This window comes from Lactobacillus mulieris (assembly GCF_007095465.1).
In the GTDB taxonomy this organism is placed as follows: domain Bacteria; phylum Bacillota; class Bacilli; order Lactobacillales; family Lactobacillaceae; genus Lactobacillus; species Lactobacillus mulieris.
Genome location: NZ_SDGL01000006.1, coordinates 1 through 13,880 on the forward strand (window position 1 = coordinate 1; position 13,880 = coordinate 13,880).

The 13,880-nt window shown below is 31.6% G+C and carries 14 protein-coding genes; 3 read left to right on the plus strand and 11 right to left on the minus strand.

All coding sequences use genetic code 11. The features are described 5' to 3' along the window. Positions 1 to 399: 399 nt before the first annotated feature. The 6 genes from ETI37_RS03480 to ETI37_RS03505 all read right to left on the minus strand — a co-directional run bounded on the left by ETI37_RS03480 (position 400) and on the right by ETI37_RS03505 (position 4,747). Positions 400 to 927, minus strand: a complete 528-nt coding sequence (locus tag ETI37_RS03480) for a hypothetical protein (RefSeq protein ID WP_006586438.1) — start codon at positions 925 to 927, stop codon at positions 400 to 402. A gap of 189 nt (positions 928 to 1,116) precedes the next feature. Continuing rightward, positions 1,117 to 1,764: a YtpR family tRNA-binding protein gene (gene ytpR / locus ETI37_RS03485; RefSeq protein ID WP_006586437.1), complete on the minus strand. Its 648-nt coding sequence runs from the start codon at positions 1,762 to 1,764 to the stop codon at positions 1,117 to 1,119. Between the two features lie 18 nt (positions 1,765 to 1,782). Next, on the minus strand, positions 1,783 to 2,103 hold the full coding sequence (locus tag ETI37_RS03490) for a thioredoxin family protein (RefSeq protein ID WP_006586436.1): 321 nt from the start codon (positions 2,101 to 2,103) through the stop codon (positions 1,783 to 1,785). Between the two features lie 61 nt (positions 2,104 to 2,164). Further along, positions 2,165 to 2,818: a tRNA (guanosine(46)-N7)-methyltransferase TrmB gene (trmB, locus tag ETI37_RS03495; protein ID WP_006586435.1), complete on the minus strand. Its 654-nt coding sequence runs from the start codon at positions 2,816 to 2,818 to the stop codon at positions 2,165 to 2,167. An 8-nt stretch (positions 2,819 to 2,826) separates the two neighbouring features. Further along, on the minus strand, positions 2,827 to 4,011 hold the full coding sequence (locus tag ETI37_RS03500) for an ABC transporter permease (RefSeq protein ID WP_006586434.1): 1,185 nt from the start codon (positions 4,009 to 4,011) through the stop codon (positions 2,827 to 2,829). Further along, the gene (locus ETI37_RS03505) at positions 4,004 to 4,747 is read right to left on the minus strand and encodes an ABC transporter ATP-binding protein (protein ID WP_006586433.1); all 744 of its coding nucleotides are present in this window, start codon (positions 4,745 to 4,747) and stop codon (positions 4,004 to 4,006) included. Before ETI37_RS03505 ends, ETI37_RS03500 begins: the two co-directional genes overlap by 8 nt. 84 nt (positions 4,748 to 4,831) lie before the next feature. Here ETI37_RS03505 and ETI37_RS03510 point away from each other — a divergent pair, with 84 nt between their 5' ends. The 3 genes from ETI37_RS03510 to ETI37_RS03520 all read left to right on the plus strand — a co-directional run bounded on the left by ETI37_RS03510 (position 4,832) and on the right by ETI37_RS03520 (position 6,753). Further along, positions 4,832 to 5,263, plus strand: coding sequence for an HIT family protein (locus ETI37_RS03510; RefSeq protein ID WP_006586432.1), 432 nt, complete (start codon positions 4,832 to 4,834; stop codon positions 5,261 to 5,263). A gap of 31 nt (positions 5,264 to 5,294) precedes the next feature. Continuing rightward, the gene (locus ETI37_RS03515; RefSeq protein ID WP_006586431.1) at positions 5,295 to 5,648 is read left to right on the plus strand and encodes a YtxH domain-containing protein; all 354 of its coding nucleotides are present in this window, start codon (positions 5,295 to 5,297) and stop codon (positions 5,646 to 5,648) included. A 196-nt stretch (positions 5,649 to 5,844) separates the two neighbouring features. Further along, the gene (locus tag ETI37_RS03520; RefSeq protein ID WP_006587686.1) at positions 5,845 to 6,753 is read left to right on the plus strand and encodes a peptidylprolyl isomerase PrsA; all 909 of its coding nucleotides are present in this window, start codon (positions 5,845 to 5,847) and stop codon (positions 6,751 to 6,753) included. 56 nt (positions 6,754 to 6,809) lie between these two features. Here the strand turns inward: ETI37_RS03520 and ETI37_RS03525 are convergent, their stop codons facing one another. Genes ETI37_RS03525 through ETI37_RS03545 form a run of 5 tightly spaced genes read right to left on the minus strand, consistent with a single transcriptional unit; the run spans position 6,810 to position 13,846 of the window. After that, on the minus strand, positions 6,810 to 7,784 hold the full coding sequence (locus tag ETI37_RS03525) for a 3'-5' exoribonuclease YhaM family protein (RefSeq protein WP_006586429.1): 975 nt from the start codon (positions 7,782 to 7,784) through the stop codon (positions 6,810 to 6,812). Positions 7,785 to 7,793: 9 nt separating this feature from the next. Further along, positions 7,794 to 10,208 carry an ATP-binding protein gene (locus ETI37_RS03530; protein WP_034530369.1) on the minus strand — a complete coding sequence of 805 codons (2,415 nt, stop codon included), beginning with the start codon at positions 10,206 to 10,208 and terminating at the stop codon, positions 7,794 to 7,796. Then, a complete protein-coding gene (locus ETI37_RS03535) occupies positions 10,189 to 11,412 on the minus strand; it encodes a metallophosphoesterase family protein (protein WP_006586427.1) in 1,224 nt (407 codons plus the stop codon). The genes ETI37_RS03530 and ETI37_RS03535 overlap by 20 nt, the downstream gene beginning before the upstream one ends. Positions 11,413 to 11,414: 2 nt before the next feature. Continuing rightward, a complete protein-coding gene (locus ETI37_RS03540) occupies positions 11,415 to 11,777 on the minus strand; it encodes a YlbF/YmcA family competence regulator (RefSeq protein ID WP_006586426.1) in 363 nt (120 codons plus the stop codon). Between the two features lie 11 nt (positions 11,778 to 11,788). Beyond that, on the minus strand, positions 11,789 to 13,846 hold the full coding sequence (locus tag ETI37_RS03545) for a PBP1A family penicillin-binding protein (protein WP_006586425.1): 2,058 nt from the start codon (positions 13,844 to 13,846) through the stop codon (positions 11,789 to 11,791). Positions 13,847 to 13,880 lie beyond the last annotated feature (34 nt).

The following is a 13,880-nucleotide window of genomic DNA, read 5'->3' on the forward strand; positions in this document are numbered from 1 at the left end:
ATTTATTTATCCTCGCTGGTCATCTCTGACTCACGACAATTAAATATATTACCATCTCTCAACCTTCTGGTCAAGAATTTTTTTAAATTTATTTTTTGTCGTTTGTCTTATTGACTCGCGACAAGTAATTATATTACCTGATTCATTTCAGAATTGCAAGAACTTTTTATTCTTTTTTGAAATGAATTTTGTCATCGAGGCTTTTCCTCAATACGACTTTATCTAAGATACAGGATTATTTTGATTTTGGCAAGCATTTTTTGCTTTTTTCAAAAAAACTATATCCAATCACAATAATCGCGATGACTTAATTAATTTACACTATTTTTTTCTTTTTGGCAATAGTTTTTTTAAAAGAAAAAGGACACATTATTGTGTCCTTTTATTAACAACCCTTTTTTACATTCCAATTGTATCGTGTAATTCCTTTTGGCGATCCAATTCTTGAAATTGCAGAAAAAGACATGTATGAATTTGATGAATCTGATCTTCGCAGTTATGCATTATCCAATAATATATCGTGTGATACATTGCTTTAGATATTCGAACAAGGGTTGGCTCAGAATAGCATCCCCGTCCACGCGCATAATATCTTAAAATTTCAAACAGTGCTACTTCCACATTTTTACCAAAAGCTTTATCAGCACCAAGATAAACTAAATTAGTATAAAAAATTTGGTTATCCTTCAAAACTTTTAGTAACTGTAACATTCTACTAGAAAAATTATCATACTGATTTGAAAGTAATATTCTGTTCAAATCTTTTATAAAAATACTCTCGGAAAAATCTTCAATTCCCTTAAAATGATAATAAAAGCTCCCCCGTGAAACTCTTGCCACCTCACACAAGGTTTTAACTTGAAAATTCTTTACTCTTTCTGTACTGAGATACTTGTACAAAACTTCTTCTAGCTGTTTTAGATTCATCCAGCCTCCATATATCTAAAAATTATACGATGATAAACTCTTTATTTTTAAATTTTAAAAAACAAAATTTAAAATTAATAAGAATGTAATTTATCAGATTTATATAATTTGTCAAGCTTTTTTATTCAAAAAAGCAAAAAAATGCGAAAAAACTGTATATAATAACAGTTTATTCGCATTTTTCTATTCTTATAATGTAATAGCACCACTAGCTAGCAATTCATCACATTTTGTTGGTTCAAATTTTTGACCAACTTCAAAATTATCTGGTACAACCATGATGCCACGTTTTTGAGGAGCATGAGCCAAGCCTAACTCACGTGCTGAGCAAATCATTCCATATGATGGAACGCCACGTAATTCACCAGGCCAAATTTGTGCACCATTGGGCATTAAAGTACCAGGCAATGCAACAACAACTTTTTGGCCTGCCTCAATATTAGGTGCACCACAAACAATCTTTACATCATCATCTAATCCAACATCAACTGTTGTTACATGCAAATGATCAGAATCAGGATGGGCTTCACATGTTTTTACGTAGCCATATACCAAAGTGGGCTTTGATGGCTTTAATTGATCAGAAAATCCATTATCTGTAAGAACTTGGTTTAATTTAGCAAGATCTTCAGCTGTTAATTCAACTTCGCCATTATTTAAAGCATCATAGTTAAGATATTGATCAACATTAAAAAAGTTAAATCCGATAACTTTGTTATCTTCATCTAAAACTCTGGTAACTTGACCCTTTTCTTCATAGTGACTTCTGCCTTTATCTTGACCCAAAATAACAATTAAAGTATTTGGATATGCATGTTTATTTGTACTTGCAATCATTGATAATCCTCACTTCTGTTAATCAAGTGAACGCAAAAAACTTTCGACTTGGTCTTTAGTTTTGCGGTCCTTATTAACTAGTCTACCAATTTCTTGACCATCTTGGTAGACAACAAAGCTAGGAATTCCCAAAATCGACAAATCTTTCGCCACTTCAACCGAATTATCTCTATTTATTTGAAAAAACTTACTATCAGCAAAGTCTTTTTCAATTTCTGGCATAATCGGATCTAAAAAACGACAGTCTGGACACCAATCAGCGGAAAATTCTAAAACTGTTCGTCCATTTCTTGTTAGTTCAGCTAATTTTTCTTTAGTTAATGCATCAATTTTTTCCATAACTTGCCTCCTTATGCTTACTTTTTATAAGTATAATAAATCAAAATCTTAAAAAAGTAAATTAATTAAAATGAGCATGTAGGGCATAGATTGGATTTCCCTTTGAAGCGAATTTATGCTCATATTCCGTTTCAACATTCTTAGCTACAATTTCTTCACTTTCATGATGTAAATCGACACTAACAAAATCAAACGTCATGCCATAGTTATTTAAACTCATTAAACTATAACTAAACAAGCCACTATTGTCAGTTTTAAATTCAAGATGACCAGTTGGCTTTAAAATGGTTTCATAGTTTTTCAAAAAATCTTTGTAAGTTAATCTTCTCTTTTCATGACGTGTTTTTGGCCAAGGGTCACTAAAGTTTAGATACAAGACATCCACACTATTTTCAGCAAAAAAGCTAGCGATACTAATAGCATCCCCACGCAAGATTTGCAAATTGTCTAACTTCTTTTCTAATTTTGTACGCAAAATAATTCCTGCAGCAGTAGTTTGCAACTCAATCGCAACGTAATTTCTATCAGGATGTTTTTGAGCTAAAGTTGTTATAAATTGGCCTTTCCCTGAACCAATTTCTACTTCTAAAGGGCGAGAAAAATCTTCAAAACGCTTTTCCCACTCAATCCTAATTTCTGGATTAGGGTCTTGTAATACACTTTCTGGGTGTTCATCAACTAACTTAACAGCCCATGGTTTGTTTCTTAATCTCATAGTTACTCCTACCTTTTCTTTTTTAATTTAATCGGTAAATATAAATTGGTAATCATCAACATAAAAAGCAACAAAATAGCTGCATTTAGCAATGCTATAACTTTAATTTTAAAAATTATTATCCAAACTATTGCTATCACTATAACTTGAAGAAGCAAAGCCCATGTAATTACTGATTTCACTTCTCTAGTATTATCTTTTTTTATTGGCATAACATGATACATAATATGTCGCTGATACAAATTTTTTATTGGTAATAATTGATATGCTGTTAAAAAGGTTACTAAAGCTGAGAGTATTAGTAACATATTAGTATCTGTTATCACTAAAGACAACAAGACAGCAAATGCTGTCATTCTGACAAGTAATGAAATATAGTCAGGATTTCGAAGGAGATTTCTTTGCAATAAAAACTGATTAGCACTCTTTGTTTTTTGAAAATTAAGCAAAAAGTCTAGATATTTTCTTCGCTTAATTACAACTGCTTTTTCAGCAACATCTGTAAACATACTATAGAAAATAAAAACTCTGTTTTGCCTTATACGTTCTTTTTCATATGCTTTTGACCAGTCAAAACTATCAAGTTTTTGTTTGAAAATATAAATAGCAAATCCAATAAGAGCAATTAACAATGCAGCTGAAGCGGAAAAATCGAATAAACTAGCATAAATACCTAAAAAAGCAATCAAATAAAATAAAACTTTAGAGTAATGATATTGAAAAGATAAAGATAAGTATTCAAGTTGCAAATATACTGCTTTTAATAGATAAAGCAGTATGGCAATAATCGAATATCCTCCCAATTGAATTCCCAACTTTATCCCAGCAAAAGGAAAAGCAATTCCGATTACTAATGTCAGAATAATAAATGGCAAAACTAAACTATAACCTTTCAATTTCTTTAAGTATGCAGCCATTTCTGAATCTTTTACAAATAAAAATTGTAAATCAGCTTTTCTTAAAAGCGTGACTAACTCCCCCGGAACTAAACTAATAGTAAAAACAATTGCAAGCAAAGGCTTATAAAACCATAAATTAGCGGGAATTTTTGGTAAGTTTTGTGCATACCAATACATAAAGCCACCAAATAAGAAAATTAAAGCTAAAACAAAAAAATCATTAAATACTAAACGCAAATAGCGCAAATTTTTTTTAATATTTTCTTCTAGACGTTTTTTAGCTAATTCAACCATTTTGCACCTGCTCTCTTGAAAGAATTTCGTAAATCTTATCAAAAGAATCAGAACTTGATAAACCATAATGATGCTTAATTTCATCTAATGAACCACTAGCTTCAACACACCCATTATTCAAAACTGCAAATTTTGAAATTGTAGTTTGTACTTCACTAAGAACGTGGCTAGTCATCAAAACCATTCTTCCATCTTGAATTGCTTTATTTATTAACTTAGTCAAACTAAGCGCAGATAATGGATCTAACCCTGTAAAAGGTTCATCAATCACTAAAAGCTCTGCATCAGTCATAAAGGCGGTAATCAACATAACTTTTTGCTTCATCCCTTTAGAGAAATGAATTGGCAACCAATCCAATTTATTATCAAGTCGGAAAATCTTCAAAAGCTCATTTGCTTTTTTCCAAGCTTTTTCTGGATTAAGCTCATAAGCCAAAATAGTTAAATCAATATGTTCTTTTAATGTGAGCTCAGGATATAAAACCGGAACTTCTGGAATATATGCTAATTGCTGTTTAAACTTATCGGGATTTTTTGTTAATTCAAGTCCGTTTAAGCTAATTAAGCCTTTTTGAGGCCTCAACAACCCTAAAATATGCTTAATAGTGGTAGATTTTCCTGCACCATTTAAGCCAATTAAACCTACGGCTTCGCCAGGCTTTATTTCTAAATTCAAATTTTTAATTACGGCTACGCCATGGTAGCCTCCACTTAAATTTTTAATTTTTAATGTCATAATCTTTTTCCTTATTAACTACAATCGTAATTATGATAACATGAACAATGAAAGAAACTAAAGATTAAAGGAGCGAGTGCAACAATGAGCCATTTAGATGACAATTGTTTATTCTGTAAAATTATAAAAGGAGAAATTCCAAGTTACAAGGTTTTCGAAAATGATGACGTTTATGCATTTCTTGATATTTCTCAGGTAAATCCCGGGCATACTCTCATGGTACCCAAAAAACATATTGTTAATTTATTTGACTACAGTCAAGAAGATGCGGCTAAATATTTGCAATATATCCCAATGATTGCGAATGCCATTAAAAAAATCGATCCTAAGATTAGCGGAATGAATATTGCAGCGAATAATGGAGCTAGTGCAGACCAAGTAGTAATGCACTCGCATATTCACTTCATCCCTCGATTTGAAGGGGATGGCTTTAAAATGGCTACTAGAAATAATGCTGATCAATATACTCCTGAAAAATATGAAGAAATCGCTAATGAAATTCGAAAAGAATTTTAACAATTATAATTAAAGAAAGAAGGAATTTTATATGTTTAAATCATTTGGTTTAGGTTTTATTTTAGGCGCAGGTGTTGGATTAGTCGCAGCATTTTTGCCAACAGATGATGAGAAAAGATGCTTAAAAGATGATGTTAAAGATTATGTTGATGGTACTGTAAACGATAGCACTACTTTTTCAAATAACTTAACTACCTTTCAAGACAATTTAAATAACTTCAGCCAACAAACTCCAATTGCTACTGAAACTCTTTCATCATTACAAAATAGAACAGAAAAGTTTCAAAATATTGTGAACAAAAAAACTGATGAATTGAAAGATAAAATCTCTAATTTGAATGAGAAATTAATTTCTTTAAATGCCGATTTAAAAGAAAGAAACTAAGACGTTAAGCCAGTTACTTTTATAGTAGCTGGTTTTATTCTAAGCAAAATAATAGTTACAGGCATAAAATTTAACTAAAGTAGTGTTTAAGAAACTATGACTTTTTTGTGAATTTGAATAATTTTGAAACAAGATTCACTAAAGTATGCTATATTATAAGGCAGTAATGTTTATAAGGATGTGGAGATTTATTTCTATGAATAAATATTGGAAAAAAGCTGCAGCTATTGTTGCTGTTGCAGGTATCGCTTTGTCTGCTACTGCTTGTTCAAGTAGTGCAACTTTAGTTAGCTACAAGGGTGGAAAAATTACCCAAGATGAATACTATAAAGAACTAAAGTCATCACAAGCAGGTAAGAGTACCCTTGCTAACATGATTATCTACCGTGCTTTAAAGCAACAATATGGTAAAAAAGTTTCTCAAAAGCAAGTTGACAAAGAATACAACGCTTATAAGAAACAATATGGTTCTTCATTTGAATCTGCATTAGAGCAAAATGGTTACACAACTTCTAGTTTTAAGAAAAATATTGAAACTAACTTGTTAACTGTAGCTGCTTTAAAGGATATTAAGAAGATTACCTCAAAACAAGAACAAAAAGCTTGGAAGAGTTACCAACCAAAAGTTACAGTTCAACATATCTTAGTATCAAAGAAGTCAACTGCTGAAGATATTATTAAGCAATTAAAGAGTGGTACTAGTTTTGCAACTTTAGCAAAGAAGTATTCAACTGATTCAGCTACTAAAGATAAGGGCGGTAAACTTGCAGCCTTTGATTCAACTGATACTACTTTAGATTCAGACTTCAAGACTGCTGCTTTCAAGCTTAAAACTGGTGAATATACTACTACCCCAGTTAAAACACAATCTGGTTACGAAATCATTAAAATGATTAAACACCCTTCAAAAGGCAAGTTTAGCGACCACAAGAAAGAAATTGATGAACAAATTTACCAATCAATGGAACAAGACACTGCTACTATGCAAAGTGTTATCAGAACTGTTTTAAAGAAATCTGACATTTCAATCAAAGACAAAGACCTAAGCAATGTTCTTTCATCATACATGTCAACTACAACTAGTTCAACTACTAGCTCAAACTAGTTAATATATATCAAGATAATAAAAGCCACTTCAAATGAAGTGGCTTTTTATTTACTCTAATTTAATTTATCAATTTTATCTAAATCACTATTTTTTGGTCGATAAAACTTACGTCCACTTTGTGCAAAAATTGGATTAGTAAATTCACCTGGCTTAGTTTCTTGTAATGCTTTAGTTATTTCATAAATGCTTGCATCTAAATCATCGATTCGATGTAGTAATTCTGCTTCAAGCAAAGCAGGACGTTTGGCTGCTCCATATTCAGGTAAGCCATGATGTGAAATAACCATATGCCGTAGAAGAACTACATCTTCGCTTTCTTTATCTATTTTTAGTTCATTAGCTGCCAAAACAATTTCTTCATCACCAATTACCAAATGTCCTAATAAATTTCCTGCAGTAGTATACCTAGTGGCTACTGGTCCAGTAAATTCAATAACTTTTCCTAAATCATGTAAGATACATCCTGCAAAAAGGAGCGATTGATTAACTTGAGGATAGTTTTTACTAATGGCCTCTGCATCCCTTAACATTGAAAGAGTATGATACGCTAAACCCGCTTGAGTAGCATGATGGTTAGATTTCGCTGCAGGAAAGGCATAAAACTTATTACTCCATTTTTCCAAAAGATAACGAACTATCCGATTCCAAGTTGGATTTAAGATTTTGAACACATAATCGTTAATCTCTTCTTTCATACTTGCTGAAGCTTCTGGAGCTTTTTTTACAAAACTTGATAGATCATACCCATTATCATTATTTATTGGTCTAATTGAAAAGATTTTGATTTGGGGACGATTTTGATACTCATCAATAACTCCATTAACAGCTACCAAATCCCCTGTTGGATATTTTGCCAAATCCTCTTCATCAGCATCCCACAAATTGGCACGCATGCTTCCGGATTTATCTGCTAATTCCAACATCAAATATGTTGTTCCTTTTTTAGTATGAAAAAGTTGAGCATGCTTAATCAGCAAAACTTGGTCAAATTCTTCACCTAAATTGTAATCCATTAAATTTTTTAACATTATTCACCCCTACCCTTCAAAAGTTAAAACATGTTTAGTCAAAGCATTGGCTAAAGATTTTCTTGCAGTAAAAATAATAATTTGACTTTCTTGTGCTAATTGTTCAAGTAACTTAATAATATTTTCTGTACGACCATGATCAAAGTTAACAAAAGAATCATCAATCAAAATAGGTAAATTAATATCATCTTGAATTTGTTTAGCAAAAGCCAATTTTAAAGCAAAATATAATTGTTCTTTTGTTGCCCTAGATAAATATTTGATTTCTATCTTTTTTCCAGTGCGATTAGTAACTTTAATTGTCTTTCCAAAATTAATTGCCTGATAATTACCATTAGTTAACAAAGTGAAATACTCTTGACTTGCAACTAACATTTTGGGAAGTCTTTCACCAGAAGCAATATCAAGAGCCCTAGTAATTATCCGACTAGCTAAAATATATGCTAAATATTTACTAGTCGCAGTATTCAATTGCGTATTGGTTGTTTCAAGTTCCTGCTTTTGCCGCTCAATCTCATCAGAATTTGCAAAGTTTTCCATCTTTACTTTAATTTCAGCAGCATTTTGATTTAACTTAGCTAAATAAAGTTCTAACTGATGATTTTGTTTCTTTAAAGCATCTTTTTTTTGTTGCCACTTTTCTTCATCAAGCATAATTTCATGTAATTTTTCATGACTATCTTTAAAGTTTTCCGATAATGCATTGAGACGATTTTCTTGCTCCTTATTAGCAAAATAAGCTTCACGCAATTTTAAATATTCATCCCAAGATTTCACTTCCGCTTTTAATAGTAGGTCATTAATCTGCTTAGAAATCGTTTCAATTTTCTTTTTTAAAGTTTCGATATTTGTAACCAAACTTGCCTTATTGGCTGCAAGTATACTTCGCTGTCTTACAGTAAGTTCCAGGCTATTTAAGGCTTCATTTACTTCTTCCAAAGCAAGTGGGCGCTTTAAATATTTACCTAAGTTTACAATATAATTTTGGAGCTTAGATTGTAATTTTTCGACATCAATTGTGAAATTACTAATATCAAGTTCAATCTCTTTTAGTTTATTTAGCTTTTCAATTACTAAATTAAGCTCTTGATTATTAGGATTAAAACCATATTCTTTAACAAAACTAGCTAATCTTGCTTCTCTTTGTTTAGCAACTGCCTTTCTCTTAGATTCTTTAAATCCTAAATAGCCCGTAAGTATAAACAAAAATAAAGCTAAAATTGGATTTATTATTAAAGAAATAGTTCCTACAACTGCTAAGCCAACTATCCATGGCATAATTTTAGACTTAGTTGTATTAGTTGGGGAGCTTATTTTTTTAGCTGAAATTTGTAATTGATTAATATCAACTTCTTCCAAATTTCTTAAAAATGGATACAGAGATATAAGTTGTTCACGTTGTTTCTTTCGTTTATCAAGCTCATATTTTTTATATTCAAGTTGATTTTGCCAATCCACAAACGAATTGCGTTCTAATAACAATTTTTCCGCTTGTTCTTGATCAAAGTCATCAGCTTGTAAATTCTTTAATTGTGAATTATCTTCTTCTAAGTTTGCTAGTAAATTCTTTTTCTCAACTACTAAGTTTTGACACGAATTAAAATCAGCTTCAGAAAATTTAACTTCTGTAAGACTGTTTTTCAATACTTGATATTTTTTATATGAAACTAATTTCTGTTCTAATTCTTTAGCTGCGATAAGTTTTTCATTGTTGGTTTTATACTCATTTTGACTTTTAATATATTCTGAGCGTTGCTTATTTAAATCATTTTCTAAAACTTTATAATTAGCAAATTCTGCTTGTTTCTGACTTAAATCATCTAATTCATCAATTCTTTTAGCAAGTAACTGATTAACTTCTGGTTTTTTTCCTAATTTCTTAAACAGAGTTCCTGCTTCCTTATCAAATTTATCTCTCAAATTTAAAAATTCTGTTGATTTTGCCGCACCTAAATAATAGATTTGTTCAACTAAATCATTTTCTGTCAATTTCATTATTTGAGCTAGCGTATCTTGATTAAAGATAAAGCTGTCAGCATAAAAGCTACCATCAATATTTTGAATTTGATCAAAAAAAAGACTTTCAGGCACAATATGCCCATCTTTTTTGACTGTTAAAGTTCCTTTTTTACTTTTATCTCCCTTAGCCCATAGTCGCTCTAACTCAAATTCACTACCATCTAATTCAAAAAACAAGCTACCTCCCATTGGGCTAACTGCAGCTAATGGTTCATATTCTTCAAAGAAGGGGCTCTTACTACTTCTCAAATAAAAGCCAAATAGAATTTGTTTAATAAACGCAACAGTCGTACTTTTTCCAGCCTCATTTTGACCAAAAAAAACATTGATTTCTTTACTCGGGAGGGAAAAAGTAAGATTAGATAACTTACCAAAATGTATAATTTTAATTTTCGTTAGTTTCATCATCAATTCCCTTCATACTTTGAGCCAAAATCACTAATGCTCTTTCAACAGTTTCTTGTTGAAAATCTTCTCTTTGACATAATTTAGCTAAATACTGATCCTTTTTAATTAGGTCTTGGGCTAATTTCAAAAAAGCTTCTTTATTTGTACTTTCTAACTTTGCTTCAGAAAATGCTTTTTGCTCTTTAGCCCCTAATTTTATTTGTAAATTACTTTTTAATCTTAAATCAATTACTTGGCTAGAAAATGCTAGATTTTGACTTAAATTATTCCAAAAATCACTATCTGTAATCAACTCAATTTGAGCTTCACTTAAAAATTGGGCTTTATTTATCACAACATAAAAAAATGTTAATTCTTTATTTGCTTTATTTAGTTCACTAATAAGCCAGTTTTGCAATTCTGCTTTTGAAAGTTGCTCTGTTAATGTAAGCTCCAATTTTTTCCACAAAATTGGAGCTGTTTTTTCAAAAGATATTTTAGTTTCTTTTCTTTCTTCATCAACTATCGCTAAATAACAACCCTTTTCACTCAACTCATTAATGTGGCGTCCTTGAATATTACCAGGATAAATAATTAATGGTTTCTGAGACAAAACCTGTCTAGCATGAATATGCCCCAAAGCAAAATAATCATAATCTAAGTTTCTCAGCTCTGCTACTTCAAAAGGCGCATAAACATTTTGATACGCTTCAGTAGTTTTAACACCTGCATGCATTAATCCAATAGTATAGTTGCTATCTTTAACAGGGAATTTACTTACCATATTTTCAGTAATATGGTTATTTTGATAGGAAAATCCTACTACATTGTATTCAAAACCTTGTTTAGTTTTTAGAGATATTTTTTCAACTTTTTGTCCATTTCCTAACAAGTGAAAGTATGGACTGGCATTAACAAATAAACTATTTAAGTCCATATAGTCGTGATTTCCAAAAATCATAACCACTTCAATTTCGGCATCTGTCAATCTCTTTACTTGTTCAGCAAAAAATAACTGACTTTTCGGACTGGGCTTGTTTGAATCGAAAGTATCCCCAGCTATCAATACCAAATCAACTTCTTGGGCTAATGCCAAATCACAAATACGCTGAAAAGATTTTTCAGCCGCACTTTTTATTTCTTCATAAGTCTTATAAGGCAAAAAAGATAGTCCACGAAATGGACTATCTAAATGCGCATCTGCTAAGTGAATAAATTTCATTTTTATTTACCTGAATGAATACTGATATCTTCATAAAGATCAGTAATTGGCTTAGCAATTGTTTTTTGAATATCATCAAGTAACATATAAATTCCTTGTTCAGCCATAATTACTTGCTTTACATGTGGATCATTTTGAATTTTTTGATTTAATTCTTGATATCTAGCCTTTTCTTCATCAGTCATTTCTTGACCATTTTGTTGTTTTTCTAAAATTCCTTTTTGAAACTCTTCCATTTCACGATAAATAGCTAGACTGGTTTCATTTTCTTTTACACCAGCGATTGCCTTTTTTAAATTTGTAAATTGATCAGTTTCTTGAAATTCAGATGCTAGCTTATTAGCAGTATCATAAATATTAATCATAATTCTCTCCCTTATCTACCAAATAGGCCTTTTATATTATTGTACCATTCTTGAATATTCTTGCCTGCTTGATTCAATCCATTTTGTAAATTTTGTCCAGCTTGTGATAACCAGTCTGAATTAGATCCAGTCGCATTGGCCATACTTTGAGCTGGCTTTTCACTAAACGCTGTACCCTTAGTATACGGTAAAATTCCTTCCATTTCAGCTTTATATAATCTAGTAATACCAGTTTCTGAAATTCCTTGCATATAATGGTTTTGATCTGTTTTATCAAAACCTACCCATGTTGCAACCACGACATCCGGAGTATAACCAACAATCCATTGATCCTTAGTCCCATAAGCCCACGATACTTCTGTTGAGCCAGTTTTACCTGCCACTTCATAACCAGCCGGCTGAGCAGATTGAGCTGTTCCGCTAGTAAAGACTCCCAAAAGCATAGATGTCATTTCTTTTGCCACACTCTGACTCATAATCCTATGGTTACCAATATTAGAATTTTGAGCAATAACATTACCGCTAGCATCTTCAATCTTGGTAATAAAATAAGCATTATTAGGCAAGTTACCTTTATTAGCAAAAGCGCTATATGCTCTCGCCATTTGCAAAGGAGAAACACCTGTTGATAATCCCCCTAATGCTAAAGCCAAATTTTGATCTTTTTTAGCTACTTTGATTCCAAAGTTTTGCATAGCTTGAACACCCTTGGAAACCCCAATTTTATCTAAAAGCCAAACAGCGGCTACATTTTTACTTTGAGCTATAGCTTGATACATTGGAATTGACGTTGAATACTGATTATCAACATTATGCGGCTCATATTTATTAGCGCCAAAAGTCTGTAATTTATCAGATAATTCAGAATCATAATGATATCCGCTTTGTAAAGCAGGTGTATATACAGCTAGTGGTTTTATCGAAGAACCCGGTTGTCTTCTCATTTGAGTTGCACGATTGTAACCTCTAAAGACATGGTCGCCACGTCCACCAACAATTGCCTTTACAGCCTCAGTTTTTGGATCAATAGCGACACTGGCACCTTGAACCTTGGTACCATCACTAGCTGAAGATGGAAAATTAGCTGAGGAATCAAATGAATCTTGCATAGCTGACTGATAGTCAGTATTCAAAGTAGTGTATATCTTCAAGCCTTTATTCATAACATCTTCTTCGGTTAAACCATATTTACTAATTGCTTCATCAACTACTGCATCAAAGAAATAAGGATATTTATAGCCATCATCTTGAATATAATTGTCTTTAAGACTTAATCCTTCAGATTGTGCAGTCTTAGCGGATGTAGCTGATAATTTCTTATTTTGAACCATCAAACTTAAAACTACATTCCTTCGTGACAAGGCATTAGACATATGATCAATTGGGTTGTAATATGATGGATTTCTTAGCATCCCTGCTAAAGTCGCAGCTTCACCAACTGTCAAATCACTAGCATCTTTTCCAAAATATTTATGGCTAGCATCTTGTACTCCCCAAACACCATTACCAAAATAAGCATTATTGAGATACATGGTCAAAATATCTTTTTTAGAGTATACGTGATTAATTTCTATTGCAAAAAACAATTCCTCTAACTTTCTAGAAAAAGTTTGCTGCTGCGTTAAAATAGCATTTTTAGCTAGTTGTTGAGTTAAAGTTGAGCCTCCTCCTGCAATATTACCATGATGAATAAGTAGACTTATAAAGGCTCTCGCCATTCCTTTAATACTAAAACCTGGATTTGTATAAAAAGTCCGGTCCTCAGTTGAGATAACTGCGTTTTGCATATAAGGCGATATTTTATCCAATTCCACAAAGGTTCCCTTTTGTGAATAAAGATTTCCTGCTTTTTGTCCACTAGCATCATATATTTGAGTAGTTGTTGCTAGAGAAGCTTTTAAATTTGCTATATTGGAAGTTTTAACCTTAATTGTATAATAAGATGATGTGATTAAAATCACGGTTAAAAATACTAAAATTAGCCATCTAATCACTTGAAAACGGTGATTAAAATTTTTGATAAAAAGCCAAACAGGATTTGCCTTTTTATTTCGTGAATATTCCCTCATCTATATTCTCCTTTTAGGTAATCAGTTTGATTTT